We start from the raw sequence: 15,712 nt of genomic DNA on the forward strand, positions 1-15,712 counted from the left end.
GAAATGGTTGCTGCCAAGACTATCAAGAGCCTCGTCGATAAGGCCGACCTCCCCGATAACATCAAGGAGGAGCTTTACAACAAGCTCATCGAGTACAACAAGAAGTACAAGTTCAAGAAGGCCGAAGTCGAGGCCATCATAGAGGAGACCGTTAAGGAGTACCAAAACTCACTCGTCGAGCCTGGAGAGGCTATAGGAACCGTTGCTGCCCAGTCTATCGGTGAGCCCTCAACGCAGATGACCCTTAACACCTTCCACTACGCTGGTGTCGCAGAGATAAATGTTACCCTTGGTCTGCCGAGAATCATCGAGATTGTTGATGCCAGAAAGAACCCGTCCACGCCAATCATGACCGTCTACCTCGACGAGAAGCACAGATACGATAGGGAGAAGGCCCTAGAAGTTGCGAGGCGCATTGAGGGAACGACCCTTGAGAACCTCGCCAGGGAGATGAGCATCGACATCCTCAACTTTGAATTCATCGTTGAGATTGACCCGGAGAGACTTGAGAAGAGTGGCCTCGACATGGAGAAGATTCAGAAAAAGTTGGAGAGCTCCTTCAAGAGCGCAGAGTTCGAAGTAGATGGCTACACGCTCATTATGAGGCCCAAGAAGGTAACCAAGCTCTCCGACCTTAGGAGGCTCTCCGAAAAGGTTAAAAAGCATCGCCTTAAGGGTCTCTCGGGCGTCGGAAAGACGATTATCAGGAAGGAAGGCGACGAGTACGTCATCTACACAGAGGGTTCCAACTTCAAGCAGATCCTCAAGGTTCCCGGTGTTGACCCGACGAGGACGAGGACGAACAACATCCACGAGATCGCCGAGGTGCTCGGAATCGAGGCTGCAAGAAACGCCATCATCGAGGAAATCGTCAACACGATGCGCGATCAGGGTCTTGAAGTGGATGTCAGGCACATCATGCTTGTTGCCGATATGATGACGCTCGACGGCGTCATACTGCCCATAGGCAGGCACGGCATAGTTGGGGAGAAGGCCAGCGTGCTTGCCAGGGCCGCGTTCGAGATCACCACTCAGCACCTCTTCGAGGCCGCTGAGAGGGGTGAAACCGACCCGCTCAACGGTGTCGTTGAGAACGTCCTCATAGGACAGCCGGTTCCAGTCGGAACCGGAATCGTCAAACTGGCAATGAATCTCCCCCTGAGACCGAAAAGGGAGTAGGGAGGTGTGATTGATGGATCTAGCTTTCGAACTTAGGAAGGCTGACGAGACCGGAAAGATAATCAAGGGAGCTAAGAAGACCATCCAGCTCGCCAAGATGGGTGGGGCGAAGCTGATTATAGTGGCCAGAAACGCCAGGCCGGACATCAAGGAGGACATCTACTACTACGCCAAGCTCAGCGGCATTCCGGTTTACGAGTTTGAGGGAACAAGCGTTGAGCTCGGCACCATCCTCGGAAGGCCGCACACTGTCTCGGCTCTGGCAGTGGTAGACCCGGGTGAGAGCAAAATCCTGGCCCTCGGGGGTAAGGAGTAATGCCGCTCAAGCTCAACACTGATCAGATAAAGTACATAGCCCTCTTCGAGAGCATGACGGGAGCTACAGTGCTTGACTGCCTCATCGACAGCAACAGGAACAGGCTTATCTACGTTATCAAGAGGGGCGAGATGGGACTTGCCCTCGGAAAGAAGGGAGCCAACGTCAAGCGCGTTCAGAACATGCTTGGAAAGGAGATAGAGCTCATCGAGCACTCGGAGAATCCCGAAGAGTTTCTGAGGAACATTTATAAGAGTCTCGGGGTAAAGGTTAAAAAAGTCCACATCACTGAAAAGAGGGATGGTAAAAAGGTCGCCCTCCTGGACATAGGCCCGCGCGAGAAACCGCGCGCCATTGGAAGGGGCGGCCAGAACATCAACCTCGTGAAAGAATTGATGGAGAGACACCACGGTATTCACGACGTGATCATAATTTGAGGTGATGCTCATGCCGGGAAAGAAGGCTCCATATGGAGAGTTCGCTGGTAGAAAGCTCAAGCTCAAGAGGAAGAAGTTCCGCTGGAGCGACATAAGGTATAAGAGAAGAGTCCTTCGCCTTAAGGAGAAGAGCGACCCGCTCGAAGGAGCCCCGCAGGCCAAGGGAATCGTCCTCGAGAAGATAGCCGTCGAGGCTAAGCAGCCCAACTCTGGAATGCGTAAGGCAGTTCGTGTTCAGCTCATCAAGAACGGTAAGGTCGTTACCGCGTTCACCCCGGGTGACGGTGCTATCAACCACATCGACGAGCACGACGAGGTCATCATCGAGGGAATCGGTGGTCCAAAGGGCGGTTCTATGGGTGATATCCCAGGAATCAGGTACAAGGTCGTCAAGGTGAACAGGGTTTCCCTCAAGGAGCTCGTTAAGGGCAGAAAGGAGAAGCCGAGGAGGTGAAGGAAATGGCCAAGCCGCTCACCGAGAGGTTCTACCAGCCTAAGGAGCTCAAGGTCATGGGAAGGTGGAGCGTTGAGGACGTCGTTGTGAACGATCCCTCGCTCAGGCCCTACATCAACCTCGAGCCAAGGATTCTTCCGCACAGCCACGGAAGGCACGCCAAGAAGCCCTTTGGAAAGGCTCAGGTTCACATCGTCGAGAGGCTCATCAACAAGGTCATGCGCAGTGGTGCCAGCAGCCACAAGGTCGGCGGCCACTTCATGAGGAGAGAGCACCGCTCCCTCATGGGCAAGAAGATGAAGGCCTACGAGGTCGTCAAGGAGGCCTTCATGATCATCGAGAGAAGGACCAAGCAGAACCCGATTCAGGTTTTCATAAGGGCTATCGAGAACTCTGCCCCGAGGGAAGACACGACCACCATAGCTTTTGGTGGAATCCGCTATCACATGGCCGTTGACGTTTCACCGCTCAGGAGACTCGACATAGCCCTCAAGAACATCGCCCTCGGTGCGAGCGCCAAGTGCTACCGCAACAAGACCAGCTACGCCCAGGCCCTTGCCGAGGAGATAATCGCAGCAGCTAACAAGGATCCGAAGAGCTTCGCCTACAGCAAGAAGGAAGAGATCGAGAGGATTGCTCAGTCCTCACGCTGAGGGCTGGCAGGCCTTTCCCTTCTTGTTCTCTTCTGTTTCTACGCTTCTACTTTGCCACGCTTGCAATGTTTTTAGGGGATATAATTTTGAGAACTGGTTGTGACATATGAAAGCGCAGAACAATCATGAAGTAATTAGTATGGGTTCTATGATTTACTGGAAAAAGTTAAAGCGTCGAAATTAGCATGAAGAAGGCCAAAGGGACTGATTCTTGTCCTCTTTCTCCTTCATCCATTCAACTTCTATCTAGCAGACTCCCTCCCACCATATTCCCCGGCTTTTCTACACCAAAAAACTCCAGAACCGTCGGTGCTATGTCCATGAGGCCAGGGTTTTCAAGCTCAACTTTCTCGAAACCCCACAGTATCAGTGGAACCTTCACAACTGGCTCGTTCATTGAGCCGTGCATTCCCTTAACCCAGTGACTTACTCCCTTAATCCCCCTGCACATTCTGTGGGAGCAGAACCAGTAGCCGGGCTTGGCTGAGACTATCAGCTCGCCGCTCAGCAGCGTATCGAGGTGTGGAAGCTCATCGCGGAAAAAGACTTCTTTGACACCCGGAGCCTTTCTCAGAACTTCAAAAGCTTCCTCGGCCTGGTTTGGGTCTCTGAGATAAACATGAACTCCACCGCCAGAGGAAACGTGTAGCGTCTCGATGCCGTGTTTCCGGAGGTATGTTCTCAGGTTCACCCAGGTGTGAACCTCCTCCTGTCCATGGTCGGCGAAGATTATGAATGCGTACTCGTCCTTCAGGCGCTCCCATAGGGTTCTCACTGCTGTATCGACGGTCTCAATGGCCTTTAGAGTCCCCTCACTCAGCGGCCCATAGTCGTGGCCCATGCCGTCTATCGAAGCAAAGTGGACGAGGAGCAAATCCGGTCTGCATTCCTCGTATAGGTAGATGGCTGAGTTCATGACCCAGATGTCCTTCCTCCAATCGCGACCATGCTGGTGGTACATCCTATCGCCAGCAAAGAAGGGTGGGAAGATTCTAACGTCCGTCCCGCTGAACGGGGGCATCGTATAGCCGCTGACGGCTGCGGTTTTAACACCTTTCTGCCGTAGCAGATCAACGATGGTCGGGGACTTAATGACCTTGTGGGGATTAAAGGCCACCTCATAGTTGTAGAAGTTGACCTTCCGATCAGAGATGCGGTCGTAGTAGCCGTTCTCGACGACCCCGTGATCTTTCGGCCACATCCCCGTCATCACGCTGGTGTGAACTAAGTCCGTGAGCGTTGGAAAGATGGAGTCAACCACCGCGAACTCACCGCTTTCAGCAAGCTCGTTCAGGAATGGCATGTGTTTGATGTTGTAAACCCCACAGCCGTCGAGGCTTATCAGCGCAAGCTTCTTCATGTTCATCACAGCCTAAGCGTATTACAGAGTTTTACGTTTATCTCTTCCTTGAGTAGGTCTCCAACTTCACCTAGAATGCCTGCAAGGAGACCCTTATGAACTGTCGCTATCTTGTTGAGCTTAATAATCGAAGAAACTTTAAGCCCAGTGACTTTAAATTCCAGATGAGAGCGTTCAACGAGAACGTCAGTTTTTGGCTCGAACTTCTCAAGTCTCGACGAAATGAACGCCACTACAACATCATCTTTTCCTTCGTACAGGACAAGTGCCGGACGAAGTTTAGTTGCCCGTAGATCTGTGAAAGGAAAGTGCACAAGAACTATCTTGCCCCTGAGACTCATTTGAATCTCACCTTAAGGTCTTCGTAGGAGTACAGGTCTGGTTCGGATTCTAGAAACTCCCTGAGGGATTCTTCTGAGAGCTTTACGACTCCATAAAGCTCGCTTGCCTCAATCAGCTCCTCCAGTTTGTGTTCTATCTCCTCAAGTTTGCGCTCTATCTTCAATATTTCGTTAATCACTCTAACATCCTCACTCACGCTATCACCCCCAATCGGTGTCGGCCTGACGTGCAGTCATCATACTTCAGTGGGATGGAGTGATCGTCATCCACCGTAGTTCCCTTTGTTAATCCGGTATAAATTCTTTCCGAGCCACTCGTCTAAAGTTTTCTGCCTCGCTAAGCTGCCAAGTATGTAGCTCCTCGTGAGGTACTTCTCGAACGGATGCTCAAGACGGCGCTTTATGGCCTCTAGCGCCTCGTTCAGCGTTGAGAAGCGACCGATGAGGTTGTTCATAGCTTTCTTGACGCCGAGCCTTATCTGCCAGACACCAACGGGGGCGTAGTACTCGGGAGTAACCTCGCGGAAAACTACTATCCTTGCCTGTCTCCTCCTCACTCTCAAAGCTTCAAGAACGCTCAGACGAGCTGCATGGTAGGCGCCGGCCGTTTCCTTGACGTACTCCTTTCTTCCGCGGAAGTCCTCGTAGTCGTGGATGACGCTCGGTTCGTCGCTTCCGAAGAGCGAGCCCTTGAGCCACACCTCAAGGAGTTCGAAGGCATAGCTCTCAGGCATGAGAAGAACAGCGTAGCGGTTTCCGAGGAAGCGGTAGAAGTAGACCTCGTAGTCGTTTATCTCTGGATAGCTCAGAATTTCGCGCCTTAGGTTATTCCCTATCGTGTCCTGAACGGCGGTGATGCTCCACCTTGTGGGAACAAGCCTCTTGTCAACGCCGAGAAGTCCCGCGGAGAGGAGCCTTATAATATAGTACTCGTCAAAGCCCCAGTTGTAAAGCCTCATTATTGCCTGCTCCGCCTTCAGCTCGTCGCTCACGACATAGTCGGTCCTCCTCGGAATCCTTGGATTCTCCGTGAGCTCAAAGTCCAAAAGCTCCGCCTTCGGCCCTATCGGCGGGGCAAACTCGCTTGGGAGGACTTTGAGAACGGGCTTTTTCTTCAGCAAAATCTCGCTGTCAACGGGCTTTATCGACATTGCCAGCTCCTGAACCTCGCCAAGTATTCTCCCGCTCCTCCTTACGTGGACGTCTGCTTTCGTCTCGCCCATAACCAATAGCGAGCGGTAGTAAAGGATGTCCCTTATCGTCTTGTCCTCCCACTTCATGGGACTGTCGAGGTGACTGGTATCTCCCTCAATCGGCGGCACGAGAGGGCCTATGCGAACCTTAGGGTAGCCGTACTCCCCAACGAAGATGCTCGGCGGGGAAGAGCCAAAAAGGTGGCGCTTATTGAGCTTTTCCTCCACCCTATGGGCTACCCTAAACCTTTCGAGAATTGGACAGGTGGGCCTGCCGCAGAGGAGTTTCTTGCCCTTGCAGACGGCACAGAGCTTGGAGTTGAAGAGTTGGGTCATCGGGGATAGTTACTCGGGGAAGGTATTTATGGTTTGCCAACGCTGGCATCTCGAGTACCTTCCAAAAAACTTAAAAACCCCCTCCGGCTCATATAACTCGGGCATTGGAGTGCCGCGGTAGCCTAGCCTGGTAGGGCGCCGGCCTGCTAAGCCGGTGGGCGCTGCCCACAGGGGTTCAAATCCCCTCCGCGGCGCCAAATCTTTCTCTGGGTCGAATGCCGGGATAGCCTAGAGGTGAGGCGGTGGACTGCAGATCCGCTTTACGGGGGTTCGAATCCCCCTCCCGGCTCCATAATTCTAACAAACTTTCGCCAAGAGAAAGTTTGATCAAAGTCCGTGGCTCCTTTCAAAGAGCAGTTTAAGAGTGCACGCCCTCATTCCCGCCAACTCAACAGAAAGGGAACTCTTTTGATCAAGTTTTTGGAAAAAGCTTGCTGATGCAAAAGTTTCCTGGCCTCGGGAGTGGTGGCCCTCATCACCCCATCGGTGCCGGGCCAAACGTTCCTCATCGGCCGGGAGATTTTATAAATGCTTGAAAGATATGCCTTTCGGTGGTGACGATGATCAGGGTCAAGGTCCTTGGAAGAGGAATCGAGAAGGAACTCGAGTGGAGGAAAGGCATGAAGATCGCAGATGTTCTCCGCGAAGTGGGATTCAACACAGAGAGCGCGATAGCGAAGCTCAACGGCCGCGTTGCTCTGGAGGACGAAAACGTGAAAGATGGTGACTACGTGGAGGTTATTCCTGTAGTTTCGGGCGGATGAAGCAGAGTTACAGAGGTTTATCCAATATTTTGTATTAAAACTAAATTTTTAATTCCTTGAACAACAATTTAGCAATGTAAGTTTTTAATTGCTATATTTAAACTACGAAAGTGTTATATACTACTTACGGAAATTATAATTGATAATTCTCTTGGGGGAGGGGTGAATGCGGAAATGGATAACAATGCTCCTCCTTGGGATACTTTTCCTGAGCAGTTTTCAGACTGTCAAAGCGGAAGCAACACAGACCACAAACCAAGTCCCAACAACCTGCCAGAGCTGCTCCTGCGTTGACGTTGAAGCACTTCTAAGCCAAGTCCTAGTGAACATTTCAACCTTGAGTTTCGAGATTGAACAGAAAAACGCCGAACTCCAAAAACTGTATATGGGGTGGAATACTACCAAGAACGTAAGCATTCTTTCTGAAATAGTCAGAATTGAGGATGAGGTTAGGGTCCTAACGAACAAATTAAAGTTTCTTGAGCGCCAGAAGCTCAGCATTGAACTGATCAAAAAGTACACTATAAAAACACCATACGGAATAAAAATCCTGTATTACAAGCTTCCATCTGAGAGTGCGCTTGTTCAGGAGTACATGGAGAAAGTTCATCCAGTGAGGACTGATGTTGACTTGACATGGTTCATAGCATATTACAGGCAGGCGGCAGAGCTCACATTTACTGAGTACGTTCAAACGGATATGAGATTAAGAGAACTGTTAAAGATTGTCAACAGTGGGAACTACACTCAAGAACATGTAAGGGAAATCCTCGATCTGCTAGAACAAAGGAGAATGCTCTGGAATGAGATATACTCATACGCTGAAGAGAAAGAAAAACTGGAAACTATCCAAGCACTTAAAGAGGCCGGATGGAAGCAGACACTAGTAGCAAGTGCTATAGGAATAGAACCTCTGGCAATAAACTTTGGAGGAATAGCAGAAGGAGAGAGTTGCTTCAGCATATTTTGCAACTGGAACTATGGATACAAGGACCCATTGCCTGGAGTGGATGACCCTAAATACGCGGATTCAGCACCCCTAGTGCACTACAGTTCGTTTTATCCAGTTGCAGTATGGGTTGGAATTTATGAGAGCACAACCCCCAATAAGGATTATTTCTGGGGACAATATTGCACTTACGACTTTCCACAAACAAACACAGACTTTAGGAAATATTGGGACAGAGCCGTGGATCTGCATCCAGGAACGCAATTCCAAGACTTTGGCTCAATACAGATAAAGCTCTTTTATGATGGCTGGGCATACAATCCCAATGAAGGCAACCAGCTACAGGAGAGTAACATAATCTGGCAAGTCGAATGCAATAAATCCGGATGTTGGGTTGTCACTAACTACCTAAAACCTCTCCCGGATCCAGATGCTGCTTATTATGCCGATAAGTATTACAAGCTTTATGTAAACAAATATTGGCTTGAGTGTTGCAAGTATGGAGATGTCGGAAGTTCCTGCAAGTGGGCAAATACACACTGTGGTGGATGTTTTGCACCGGATCAAGCAAGATCTCAAAATTTCGTGGTTTGTACTAGGGATACATATGGAAGCCTGTGTGGATGGGACTGGGTGGTAAAGTGGTGATGATACATGGGCCGAAATAAAGTGGCAATTTCAATTTTAATCTTTTGTTTGCTCTTTGTCTTCTTTCTACCCAAAGGCTTACTTATTCCAGCAGATGTAAAAGATGTAGATTTTGGAGAAGTCCCGAGCTCTTTGCATTGTCCCCCAAATATCCATATTAAAACCGAGTACTATCAGTATAAGCTTAACCATTTTGTGAACTTCACCCTCATTCAGAATCAGACTCCCATGGCAAATATAACCCTGAGGGGAGTTGAGGGAAAATACCTCTGTCTTCCCGAGGGCATATTAGTTTACGCCTACTACCCTGGAAGTTCTAGGTCTTGGGCCGGAACAACTTTGGCATTGTTTGATTACAATATGAGCCTCAAATGGTGGCGGCCTGCCTCCGGATACCCACTCAGGTACACCCAAGACGGCCTCATTCTCGTTAGTTCTGCCCCATTTGGCTCTGGAGGTGAGTCCTGTGCATATATCATGAATATCTCCACTGGAGAGACAACATTCAGATTTTGCCCCGATGTTTTGGGAGCCCATATCTCTGATGTCAGAATTATTGGTGACAAAGCTTACGTGACCGTTGGGTGGCCAGACAGAGGGTGGTCTTCCCTTAAGACTAAAGTAATCCTTTACATCGTGGAAGGGAAGAAAGTTAAAAGGAAAACAATTACAAGCATCAACGGCGAGGGCCTTGGGATTAGAGTGCGTGTAGACGCTGATGACAGCCATGTTGCGGTGGCATATTATCTTAAAAATGAGAAAGGCGAAGAAAAGAACGGAGTCTGCATTTACACGGCAGGCCATTTAATCAAAATTGCCTGCAAGAGCTTTAATGACCGACCATATGACGTGAAACTTGATGGAAACATAGTTTACATCAAAACATGGAACAGCGTAAAAGCCTACAAAATAATCGGTCCATGAGAACTCCCATTATTTTTCTTTCTCTAACAGAGAAAATGGAGAGGGAATCAGGAACTCAGCCTCTTCCTCATGAACGCCTCGAAGTTATCCATGGCCTCCTCGAGAATCTCGACCGGCGGCAGGAAGACTATCCTGAAGTGCCACTCACCGGCGTAGCCAAAGCCTGAGCCATGGACGAAGAGTACGTGAGCCTCGTTGAGGGCATCGAGCACGAACTCCTTGTCGTTCTTCCACTTGGAGCGCTCCTCTATCTTCGGGAAGATGTAGAATGCTCCCTGAGGCTTGACGGTGCTTATTCCTGGAATCTCGGTCAGGCGCTTGTATATGTAATCTCTCCTCTCCTTAAGCTTGGCCATGTACTCCTCGAGATAGTCCATCGGGCCGGTGAGACCCGCTATTGCGGCGAACTGGGCGGGTGTATTTGGGCACAGTCTGATTCTCGCCATTTTGTCGACAGCTTCTCGAATCTCATCGAGCTTGCCCTCGGGATCAACGTAGTAGAAATAGCCGAGACGCCAGCCTGTTGCGAAGTAAACCTTCGAGAGGCCGTTCATGACGATGACCGGGACGTCCTTGGTGAGTGAGCCCGGAGAGACGTGCTCTCCCTCGTAGGTCATGAGGTCGTATATCTCGTCGCTTATGACCGGAAGGTCATATTCACCCGCTAAGTCGAGAATCTCCTTTATAGTCTTCTTCTCGTAAAGCGCTCCTGTTGGGTTGTTCGGGTTGATTACAGCTATGGCCTTGGTTTTCTCGTCTATCTTCTTTCTCATGTCGTCTATGTCAGGCTGCCAGCCGTTCTCTTCAACCGTCAGGTACTCCCTGGGTACTCCCTCATAGAACTTAACGAGGCCGGTGTAGGGTGGATAGCTCGGGCTCGGCACGAGGATGTTGTCACCAGGATTGAGCAGAGCGCCGAAGAGGAACTGGAGCGCCTCCGTGACTGCGGCCGTAACACGGACGTCGTCGGGGGTTATATCCACGTCGTTTTTCCTTTTCTCGCGCTCTACTATTGCTTCCCTAAGCTCGGGCAGGCCCTCGCTCGGACCGTAGTAGTTGTGGCCCTCCTGGATAGCCTTACAGTAGGCGTCCCTCATGTGTTTCGGCGGCTGGAAATCGTACTTTCCGGGGTCACCAATATTGAGCCTGATTACCTTTATTCCCTTCTTCTCAAGCTCCCTGGCAGGAAGAACAACGTCCCTTATGGCGTATTCAATCCCCATAGCCCTTTCGGATGCGCGAATCATGAGCACCACCAAAGGCAGTTGAAGGATTCCTCATAAAAATCTTCACATTCCCAGGCAAGGTTCAAAGAGAAAGGCATTCAGAAAAGCTGGGGCAACTTTAAAAAGAGTGCATCCAAACTAACCCGGGCGATGACGAATAGCAAGCATACTGAGACAATGCAACATGATGACGTGAACACCCTCCGAGCCCTTCGACACGTTTATTAACCTTCAGAGAGACCTCGTTACATGAACATATTCATTCCCCTGCTTTTTGGGATACTCCTCGGTTACGTCCTGAAGAAAAAGAACCGGAAAGTCAATGTAGGCCTTCCTATGAGCGTCGCGTTGCTTCTTCTCATCTTCTTCATGGGTGTTGAAGCCGGAAAAGTTGAGATAGATGCCCTCTGGCTCCTTGGCTCATCTGTGGTTTTTGCGACGTTGACAATATTGGGCAGCGTTGGGATTGCCATTCTTTTGGGAGGGAAGAAAAGATGAGGTTTCTGGCCTACGTTTTGACTTCACTAACTATCGGAATCCTCATCGGACACTTCTACGCCCCCGACTTCGGAAACCTCTACGAGATAATGCTCTATCTCCTGATATTCATCATAGGAATAGATCTTGGGGGGAGCTTCAGGCTCGACGAGGTTAGAAAGCTCGGAAGGCTCGCCGTTAAGCTCCCCCTCGGAACGCTCCTCGGCTCTCTCCTGGGAGGACTCGTGGCTTCCTTGGTTCTTGGTATAGATTTGAGATGGGGTTTGGCAGTTTCAGCGGGCTGTGGGTGGTACAGCCTAACGGGCCCGCTCATAGCTCAGTATTCGGCTGTCTACGGAACTCTCGGCTTTCTTGCAAATCTTACGAGAGAGATATTCACAGTGCTGCTGTATCCGGTCGTTATCCGGCAGATTCCAAAAGAGCTGGCCGTGTCAATGGGTGGGGCAACTACTATGGACACGACGCTGCCAATAATGACTAAGTTCGGAGGCAGCGACGTTGCAATCATAGCCTTTGTTCACGGATTCATACTGACTGCGTTGGTTCCCTTTGTGGTCCCATTCATTCTTCAGCTTTAACCGTTAATCTTTTAAGTTCAAACACTTTAGGTTCTCTTGACAAACCCAAATGGTGATGAGAATGAGCGAGGTTGAGCTCGTATTTAAAGTCCTGAAGGAAGCTGGAAAGCCCCTCAAGAGCAAGGAGATAGCAGAGCTTGCCGGGATAGATAAGAAAGAAGTCGACAAGGCTATCAAGATCCTCAAGAAGGAAGGGAAAATAATCTCACCAAAGCGCTGCTACTACGCCCCGGCCGAGTGAGTCAGCCCGGTATTTTTCTTTCAATTTCTCTAGCAGGGTCTTTCTTTCGATTTCCTCCACTCCACTTTGAGGGTCTACTGGAATTCGCCCCAGTCGATAGCAAAAACATTTTTAAAGCCTCACGATTAGCGGTGGTTGCAGGATAATCCCTCATGGCTCGGGGGTGTCCGAGGCGAGAGCGGGTAGGAGCCCACCGGGCCCTCTGTGGAGGTGAGAGAATGAAGTATCCAAAGCAGATAAGGACTTACTGTCCGTTTTGCAAGAAGCACACCATACACAAGGTCGAGAAGGTCAAGAAGAGGCCGAGGAGCGAGCTCAGCCAGGGTCAGAGAAGGTTCAGGAGGATTATGAAGGGTTACCGCGGTTTCCCGAGGCCGAACCCCGCCGGAAGGGAGAAGCCGGTCAAGAAGCTCGACCTCAGGTTCAGGTGCACCGTCTGCGGTAAGGCCCACACGAGGGGGCAGGGCTTCCGCGTTAAGAAGTTCGAGCTCGTGGAGGTGTGACGCATGGCGCTCCCGAAGAACCTCATCCCGATGCCGAGGAGCAGGTTCCTCCGCGTCAAGTGCATCGACTGCGGCAACGAGCAGATAGTTTTCAGCAACCCGGCCACCACCGTCAGGTGCCTCGTCTGCGGTGCAACGCTCGTCGAGCCCACCGGCGGTAAGGGCGTTATCAAGGCCAAGATACTCGAGGTTCTCGAGTGAACATCTTTCTTTCTCTTCCCTTTCGGCCTTCTGCTAAACTTTAAAAACCTCCTTTTCGTAAATTACTCAGGCAAAGAAAATTTTGAGGTGGTTAGAATGCCGAGGAAAGCCAAGGAGTATCCTGAAGAGGGAGAGTTTGTTATCGCGACCGTCAAGAGCATCCATCCTTACGGTGCGTTTCTCAAGCTTGACGAGTACCCCGGTAAAGAGGGCTTCATGCACATAAGCGAGGTCGCCTCGACGTGGGTCAAGAACATTAGGGACTATGTGAAAGAGGGTCAGAAAGTAGTCGCCAAGGTCATACGCGTTGACCCGAATAAGGGGCACATAGACCTGAGCCTCAAGAGGGTGAACCAGCAGCAGAGGAAAGCCAAACTCCAGGAGTACAAGCGCGCCCAGAAGGCCGAGAACCTCCTCAAGATGGCCGCAGAAAAGCTCGGGAAGGACTTTGAGATGGCCTGGCAAGAGGTCTGGGTTCCCCTCGAGGAGGAGTACGGCGAAGTTTACGCCGCCTTTGAGGACGCTGCCCAGAACGGCATAGAGGTTCTTAAGGGCATCATACCCGAGGAATGGCTCGAGCCGCTCAACGAGATAGTCCAGAACTACGTCGAGGTTCCCACGGTAACCATCGATGCCGAGTTCGAGATAACCGTGCCGAAGCCCAACGGCATAGAGATAATCAAGGAGGCGCTCATAAGGGCCCGTGACAGGGTCAACGAAGATAAGGACATCGAAGTCAAGTTCACCTACCAGGGAGCTCCAAGATACAGGATAGACATAACTGCACCCGACTATTACAAGGCCGAAGAGGTTCTCGAGGACATCGCTGAGGAGATACTTCGCGTTATCAAGCAGGCGGGAGGAGAGGCAACCCTCCTGAGGAAGGAGAAGCGCATCAAGAAGATAAAGAGGAGAGGCGCCTGAAGGGGATTGACATGAGGTTCCGCATAAGGAAGTGTCCCAGCTGCGGGCGCTACACCCTCAAAGAGACCTGTCCAGTCTGCGGAACCAAGACAAAGATAGCCCACCCGCCGCGCTTCTCGCCAGAGGATCCCTACGGGGAGTACAGGCGCAGACTGAAGCGCGAACAGCTGGGCATTGTGAAGAGGTGAGACCATGAAAGAAACCATGATTTATGTCTACGAGAGGCCCCAGCTGAGGGACCCTGTGTTCATCGAGGGTCTCCCTGGGATAGGCCTAGTTGGAAAGCTTGCCGCAGAACACCTGATCCAGGAGCTTGAGGCCGTCAAGTTCGCCGAGCTCTACTCGCCGCATTTCATGCATCAGGTGCTCATCAAGAAGAACTCCGTAGTTGAGTTGATGAAAAACGAGTTCTACTACTGGAAGAACCCCGACGAGAACGGAAGAGACCTGATAATCATCACGGGCGATCAGCAGGTTCCGCCGACGGACAGCCCCGGTCACTTCGAGGTCGTTGGCAAGATGCTCGACTTCGTGAGCGAGTTCGGAGTAAGGGAAATCATCACGATGGGCGGCTACCAGGTGCCGGAGCTCCAGGGAGAGCCAAAGGTTTTAGCGGCAGTAACCCACGAGGAGCTTGTTGAGTACTATAAAGCCAAGCTGGAAGGCTGTCAGGTCGAAGTTGTCTGGAGGGAGGACGAGGGAGGCGCAATAGTTGGTGCCGCCGGACTGCTCCTCGGCATGGGGAAGCTCAGGAGCATGTACGGAATAAGCCTGCTCGGCGAAAGCCTCGGCTACATCGTTGACGCAAAGGCAGCCAAATCGGTCCTCAGCGCGGTAACTAAGATACTCGGCATCGAGCTCGATATGACGGCCCTCGATGAGCGCGCCAAGGAAACCGAGGAGATACTCCGCAAGGTTCAGGAGATGCAGAGAGCGATGCTCGAACAGACCATGCCTCCAACACCGGAGGAAGAGGACAGGGGTTACCTCTGACCCTTTCTTTTCTCATTGCTAAGCTCCGGTGCCTCAACTTATGGTTAATAATACCGAGTTAAAGAAACACTTTTATGTGGTGCTACCTTTTTTGATTTTGATGACACAACAGGACCAAGAGGGAGGGAGATAAATTGCACATACCCGACGGCCTTTTGAGCACGCCTGTTATAGTATTGACATACGCAGTAACTATAGCAGGACTTTTATACTCAATCAAGAAGCTCAGGGACTTCCCAGAAGACAAAATACCTCTCCTCGGCCTTTTTGCGGCTGGAATCTTCGCAGCCCAGATGGTCAACTTCCCGATAATCGGGGGAGTCAGTGGACATCTGCTCGGAGCGACGCTCGTTGCCATACTGCTCGGCCCGTACGCGGCGGTAGTAGTCATGAGTGCGGTGCTGCTCATTCAGACATTGCTCTTCGGTGACGGTGGAATAACGGCCATCGGAGCCAACATCCTCAACATGGGACTTATCGGGGCGTTCGTTGGCTACGCCATTTACACCAAGCTGAAGAACATCAATGAGGTTTTTGCCATGGGCTTTGCCGCGTGGCTCTCGGTGCTCCTAGGGGCAACGATGACTGCTATCGAGATAGGCCTCAGCCAGAGCCTGCCCTTCGCCAAGATTCTTACCCTGATGATAAGCTATCATGCTATAATCGGCATCGGTGAGGCCATACTCACTATACTCATCGTCCAGGCCGTTAGGATGAAGCTTCCCGAGATAGAGGGGGTGACCGCATGAGGACGATAGTGAAGGGACTCATCGCCATAGCCGTTATACTGGTCATAGTCCTTCCGCTGGCCTCGAGCAATCCCGATGGTTTAGAGGCCACCATGGAAAAGGTCGGCCTCGAAGAGAATCCCATCTACCACGCCCCCCTCGATTATGGCGAAAGCTGGGCTCAGAGCTTCGCCATGGGGCTCCTTGGGATAACCTTGACCTTCGTGGTTGGCTACGGCTTAGCAAAGCTCGCCAAGGGTGCCTGA

General features: G+C 51.1%; 23 protein-coding genes and 2 tRNA genes. 20 read left to right on the forward strand and 5 right to left on the reverse strand.

What is annotated here, in order from left to right:
* The first annotated feature begins 3 nt into the window (after positions 1-3).
* From rpoA2 to TON_RS01180, 5 genes are read left to right on the forward strand one after another with little or no spacing between them, the layout of a single operon-like run.
* Complete coding sequence (gene rpoA2 / locus TON_RS01160; protein WP_012571177.1) at positions 4-1,179, forward strand: DNA-directed RNA polymerase subunit A''; 1,176 nt, start codon at positions 4-6, stop codon at positions 1,177-1,179.
* Positions 1,180-1,192: 13 nt separating this feature from the next.
* Positions 1,193-1,495 (forward strand): 50S ribosomal protein L30e, encoded by a 303-nt coding sequence (locus tag TON_RS01165; RefSeq protein WP_012571178.1) that lies wholly within the window; start codon positions 1,193-1,195, stop codon positions 1,493-1,495.
* Positions 1,495-1,932, forward strand: a complete 438-nt coding sequence (locus TON_RS01170) for a NusA-like transcription termination signal-binding factor (protein ID WP_012571179.1) — start codon at positions 1,495-1,497, stop codon at positions 1,930-1,932. The genes TON_RS01165 and TON_RS01170 overlap by 1 nt, the downstream gene beginning before the upstream one ends.
* A 10-nt stretch (positions 1,933-1,942) precedes the next feature.
* The gene (locus TON_RS01175; RefSeq protein ID WP_012571180.1) at positions 1,943-2,386 is read left to right on the forward strand and encodes a 30S ribosomal protein S12; all 444 of its coding nucleotides are present in this window, start codon (positions 1,943-1,945) and stop codon (positions 2,384-2,386) included.
* 5 nt (positions 2,387-2,391) lie between these two features.
* Positions 2,392-3,039, forward strand: a complete 648-nt coding sequence (locus tag TON_RS01180; protein ID WP_012571181.1) for a 30S ribosomal protein S7 — start codon at positions 2,392-2,394, stop codon at positions 3,037-3,039.
* A 235-nt stretch (positions 3,040-3,274) separates the two neighbouring features.
* Here the strand turns inward: TON_RS01180 and TON_RS01185 are convergent, their stop codons facing one another.
* The 4 genes from TON_RS01185 to TON_RS01200 all read right to left on the reverse strand — a co-directional run bounded on the left by TON_RS01185 (position 3,275) and on the right by TON_RS01200 (position 6,269).
* On the reverse strand, positions 3,275-4,399 hold the full coding sequence (locus TON_RS01185) for an alkaline phosphatase family protein (protein ID WP_012571182.1): 1,125 nt from the start codon (positions 4,397-4,399) through the stop codon (positions 3,275-3,277).
* 5 nt (positions 4,400-4,404) lie between these two features.
* On the reverse strand, positions 4,405-4,740 hold the full coding sequence (locus tag TON_RS01190) for a type II toxin-antitoxin system PemK/MazF family toxin (RefSeq protein WP_012571183.1): 336 nt from the start codon (positions 4,738-4,740) through the stop codon (positions 4,405-4,407).
* Positions 4,737-4,937, reverse strand: a complete 201-nt coding sequence (locus tag TON_RS01195; protein WP_012571184.1) for a hypothetical protein — start codon at positions 4,935-4,937, stop codon at positions 4,737-4,739. The genes TON_RS01190 and TON_RS01195 overlap by 4 nt, the downstream gene beginning before the upstream one ends.
* 66 nt (positions 4,938-5,003) lie before the next feature.
* Positions 5,004-6,269 carry an Nre family DNA repair protein gene (locus TON_RS01200; protein WP_012571185.1) on the reverse strand — a complete coding sequence of 422 codons (1,266 nt, stop codon included), beginning with the start codon at positions 6,267-6,269 and terminating at the stop codon, positions 5,004-5,006.
* 111 nt (positions 6,270-6,380) lie between these two features.
* On the opposite strand from TON_RS01200, the gene TON_RS01205 reads away from it, so the two are divergent.
* The 5 genes from TON_RS01205 to TON_RS01225 all read left to right on the forward strand — a co-directional run bounded on the left by TON_RS01205 (position 6,381) and on the right by TON_RS01225 (position 9,554).
* Positions 6,381-6,466 (forward strand) — tRNA-Ser (locus TON_RS01205).
* Between the two features lie 20 nt (positions 6,467-6,486).
* Positions 6,487-6,561, forward strand: a tRNA-Cys gene (locus TON_RS01210).
* 268 nt (positions 6,562-6,829) lie between these two features.
* Positions 6,830-7,033, forward strand: coding sequence for a MoaD/ThiS family protein (locus TON_RS01215; RefSeq protein WP_012571186.1), 204 nt, complete (start codon positions 6,830-6,832; stop codon positions 7,031-7,033).
* A gap of 166 nt (positions 7,034-7,199) precedes the next feature.
* A complete protein-coding gene (locus TON_RS10075) occupies positions 7,200-8,630 on the forward strand; it encodes a hypothetical protein (protein WP_012571187.1) in 1,431 nt (476 codons plus the stop codon).
* 6 nt (positions 8,631-8,636) lie between these two features.
* Positions 8,637-9,554 carry a hypothetical protein gene (locus TON_RS01225; RefSeq protein WP_012571188.1) on the forward strand — a complete coding sequence of 306 codons (918 nt, stop codon included), beginning with the start codon at positions 8,637-8,639 and terminating at the stop codon, positions 9,552-9,554.
* Positions 9,555-9,601: 47 nt separating this feature from the next.
* On the opposite strand, the gene TON_RS01230 is transcribed toward TON_RS01225, so the two are convergent.
* Positions 9,602-10,801, reverse strand: a complete 1,200-nt coding sequence (locus TON_RS01230) for a pyridoxal phosphate-dependent aminotransferase (RefSeq protein ID WP_012571189.1) — start codon at positions 10,799-10,801, stop codon at positions 9,602-9,604.
* 228 nt (positions 10,802-11,029) lie between these two features.
* Here TON_RS01230 and TON_RS01235 point away from each other — a divergent pair, with 228 nt between their 5' ends.
* From TON_RS01235 to TON_RS01280, 10 genes are all read left to right on the forward strand, one after another.
* A complete protein-coding gene (locus TON_RS01235) occupies positions 11,030-11,278 on the forward strand; it encodes a hypothetical protein (protein WP_012571190.1) in 249 nt (82 codons plus the stop codon).
* A complete protein-coding gene (locus TON_RS01240; RefSeq protein ID WP_012571191.1) occupies positions 11,275-11,856 on the forward strand; it encodes a lysine exporter LysO family protein in 582 nt (193 codons plus the stop codon). The genes TON_RS01235 and TON_RS01240 overlap by 4 nt, the downstream gene beginning before the upstream one ends.
* Positions 11,857-11,911: 55 nt before the next feature.
* Positions 11,912-12,097 (forward strand): HTH domain-containing protein, encoded by a 186-nt coding sequence (locus TON_RS01245; protein ID WP_234394333.1) that lies wholly within the window; start codon positions 11,912-11,914, stop codon positions 12,095-12,097.
* Between the two features lie 218 nt (positions 12,098-12,315).
* Positions 12,316-12,600, forward strand: coding sequence for a 50S ribosomal protein L44e (locus TON_RS01250; RefSeq protein ID WP_012571193.1), 285 nt, complete (start codon positions 12,316-12,318; stop codon positions 12,598-12,600).
* 3 nt (positions 12,601-12,603) lie between these two features.
* A complete protein-coding gene (locus TON_RS01255; RefSeq protein WP_012571194.1) occupies positions 12,604-12,801 on the forward strand; it encodes a 30S ribosomal protein S27e in 198 nt (65 codons plus the stop codon).
* Between the two features lie 96 nt (positions 12,802-12,897).
* Positions 12,898-13,725 carry a translation initiation factor IF-2 subunit alpha gene (locus TON_RS01260; RefSeq protein WP_012571195.1) on the forward strand — a complete coding sequence of 276 codons (828 nt, stop codon included), beginning with the start codon at positions 12,898-12,900 and terminating at the stop codon, positions 13,723-13,725.
* A gap of 11 nt (positions 13,726-13,736) precedes the next feature.
* Complete coding sequence (locus TON_RS01265; RefSeq protein ID WP_012571196.1) at positions 13,737-13,913, forward strand: RNA-protein complex protein Nop10; 177 nt, start codon at positions 13,737-13,739, stop codon at positions 13,911-13,913.
* Positions 13,914-13,917: 4 nt separating this feature from the next.
* Positions 13,918-14,718 carry a proteasome assembly chaperone family protein gene (locus TON_RS01270; RefSeq protein ID WP_012571197.1) on the forward strand — a complete coding sequence of 267 codons (801 nt, stop codon included), beginning with the start codon at positions 13,918-13,920 and terminating at the stop codon, positions 14,716-14,718.
* A gap of 134 nt (positions 14,719-14,852) precedes the next feature.
* On the forward strand, positions 14,853-15,467 hold the full coding sequence (locus tag TON_RS01275; protein WP_012571198.1) for an energy-coupling factor ABC transporter permease: 615 nt from the start codon (positions 14,853-14,855) through the stop codon (positions 15,465-15,467).
* A complete protein-coding gene (locus TON_RS01280; protein ID WP_012571199.1) occupies positions 15,464-15,712 on the forward strand; it encodes a PDGLE domain-containing protein in 249 nt (82 codons plus the stop codon). The genes TON_RS01275 and TON_RS01280 overlap by 4 nt, the downstream gene beginning before the upstream one ends.

Source organism: Thermococcus onnurineus NA1, assembly GCF_000018365.1.
GTDB lineage: Archaea > Methanobacteriota_B > Thermococci > Thermococcales > Thermococcaceae > Thermococcus > Thermococcus onnurineus.

What these genes read in the sequence shown, in the direction of transcription:
- rpoA2 (WP_012571177.1), top strand. Translation starts at nt 4, where the DNA reads ATGGTTGCTGCCAAGACTATCAAGAGCCTCGTCGATAAGGCCGACCTC.
- TON_RS01180 (WP_012571181.1), top strand. Translation starts at nt 2,392, where the DNA reads ATGGCCAAGCCGCTCACCGAGAGGTTCTACCAGCCTAAGGAGCTCAAG.
- TON_RS01280 (WP_012571199.1), top strand. Translation starts at nt 15,464, where the DNA reads ATGAGGACGATAGTGAAGGGACTCATCGCCATAGCCGTTATACTGGTC.
- TON_RS01175 (WP_012571180.1), top strand. Translation starts at nt 1,943, where the DNA reads ATGCCGGGAAAGAAGGCTCCATATGGAGAGTTCGCTGGTAGAAAGCTC.
- TON_RS01165 (WP_012571178.1), top strand. Translation starts at nt 1,193, where the DNA reads ATGGATCTAGCTTTCGAACTTAGGAAGGCTGACGAGACCGGAAAGATA.
- TON_RS01200 (WP_012571185.1), bottom strand. Translation starts at nt 6,269, where the DNA reads ATGACCCAACTCTTCAACTCCAAGCTCTGTGCCGTCTGCAAGGGCAAG.
- TON_RS01250 (WP_012571193.1), top strand. Translation starts at nt 12,316, where the DNA reads ATGAAGTATCCAAAGCAGATAAGGACTTACTGTCCGTTTTGCAAGAAG.
- TON_RS01170 (WP_012571179.1), top strand. Translation starts at nt 1,495, where the DNA reads ATGCCGCTCAAGCTCAACACTGATCAGATAAAGTACATAGCCCTCTTC.
- TON_RS01240 (WP_012571191.1), top strand. Translation starts at nt 11,275, where the DNA reads ATGAGGTTTCTGGCCTACGTTTTGACTTCACTAACTATCGGAATCCTC.
- TON_RS10075 (WP_012571187.1), top strand. Translation starts at nt 7,200, where the DNA reads ATGCGGAAATGGATAACAATGCTCCTCCTTGGGATACTTTTCCTGAGC.
- TON_RS01265 (WP_012571196.1), top strand. Translation starts at nt 13,737, where the DNA reads ATGAGGTTCCGCATAAGGAAGTGTCCCAGCTGCGGGCGCTACACCCTC.
- TON_RS01255 (WP_012571194.1), top strand. Translation starts at nt 12,604, where the DNA reads ATGGCGCTCCCGAAGAACCTCATCCCGATGCCGAGGAGCAGGTTCCTC.
- TON_RS01190 (WP_012571183.1), bottom strand. Translation starts at nt 4,740, where the DNA reads ATGAGTCTCAGGGGCAAGATAGTTCTTGTGCACTTTCCTTTCACAGAT.
- TON_RS01185 (WP_012571182.1), bottom strand. Translation starts at nt 4,399, where the DNA reads ATGAAGAAGCTTGCGCTGATAAGCCTCGACGGCTGTGGGGTTTACAAC.
- TON_RS01245 (WP_234394333.1), top strand. Translation starts at nt 11,912, where the DNA reads ATGAGAATGAGCGAGGTTGAGCTCGTATTTAAAGTCCTGAAGGAAGCT.
- TON_RS01270 (WP_012571197.1), top strand. Translation starts at nt 13,918, where the DNA reads ATGAAAGAAACCATGATTTATGTCTACGAGAGGCCCCAGCTGAGGGAC.
- TON_RS01225 (WP_012571188.1), top strand. Translation starts at nt 8,637, where the DNA reads ATGGGCCGAAATAAAGTGGCAATTTCAATTTTAATCTTTTGTTTGCTC.
- TON_RS01235 (WP_012571190.1), top strand. Translation starts at nt 11,030, where the DNA reads ATGAACATATTCATTCCCCTGCTTTTTGGGATACTCCTCGGTTACGTC.
- TON_RS01215 (WP_012571186.1), top strand. Translation starts at nt 6,830, where the DNA reads ATGATCAGGGTCAAGGTCCTTGGAAGAGGAATCGAGAAGGAACTCGAG.
- TON_RS01260 (WP_012571195.1), top strand. Translation starts at nt 12,898, where the DNA reads ATGCCGAGGAAAGCCAAGGAGTATCCTGAAGAGGGAGAGTTTGTTATC.
- TON_RS01230 (WP_012571189.1), bottom strand. Translation starts at nt 10,801, where the DNA reads ATGATTCGCGCATCCGAAAGGGCTATGGGGATTGAATACGCCATAAGG.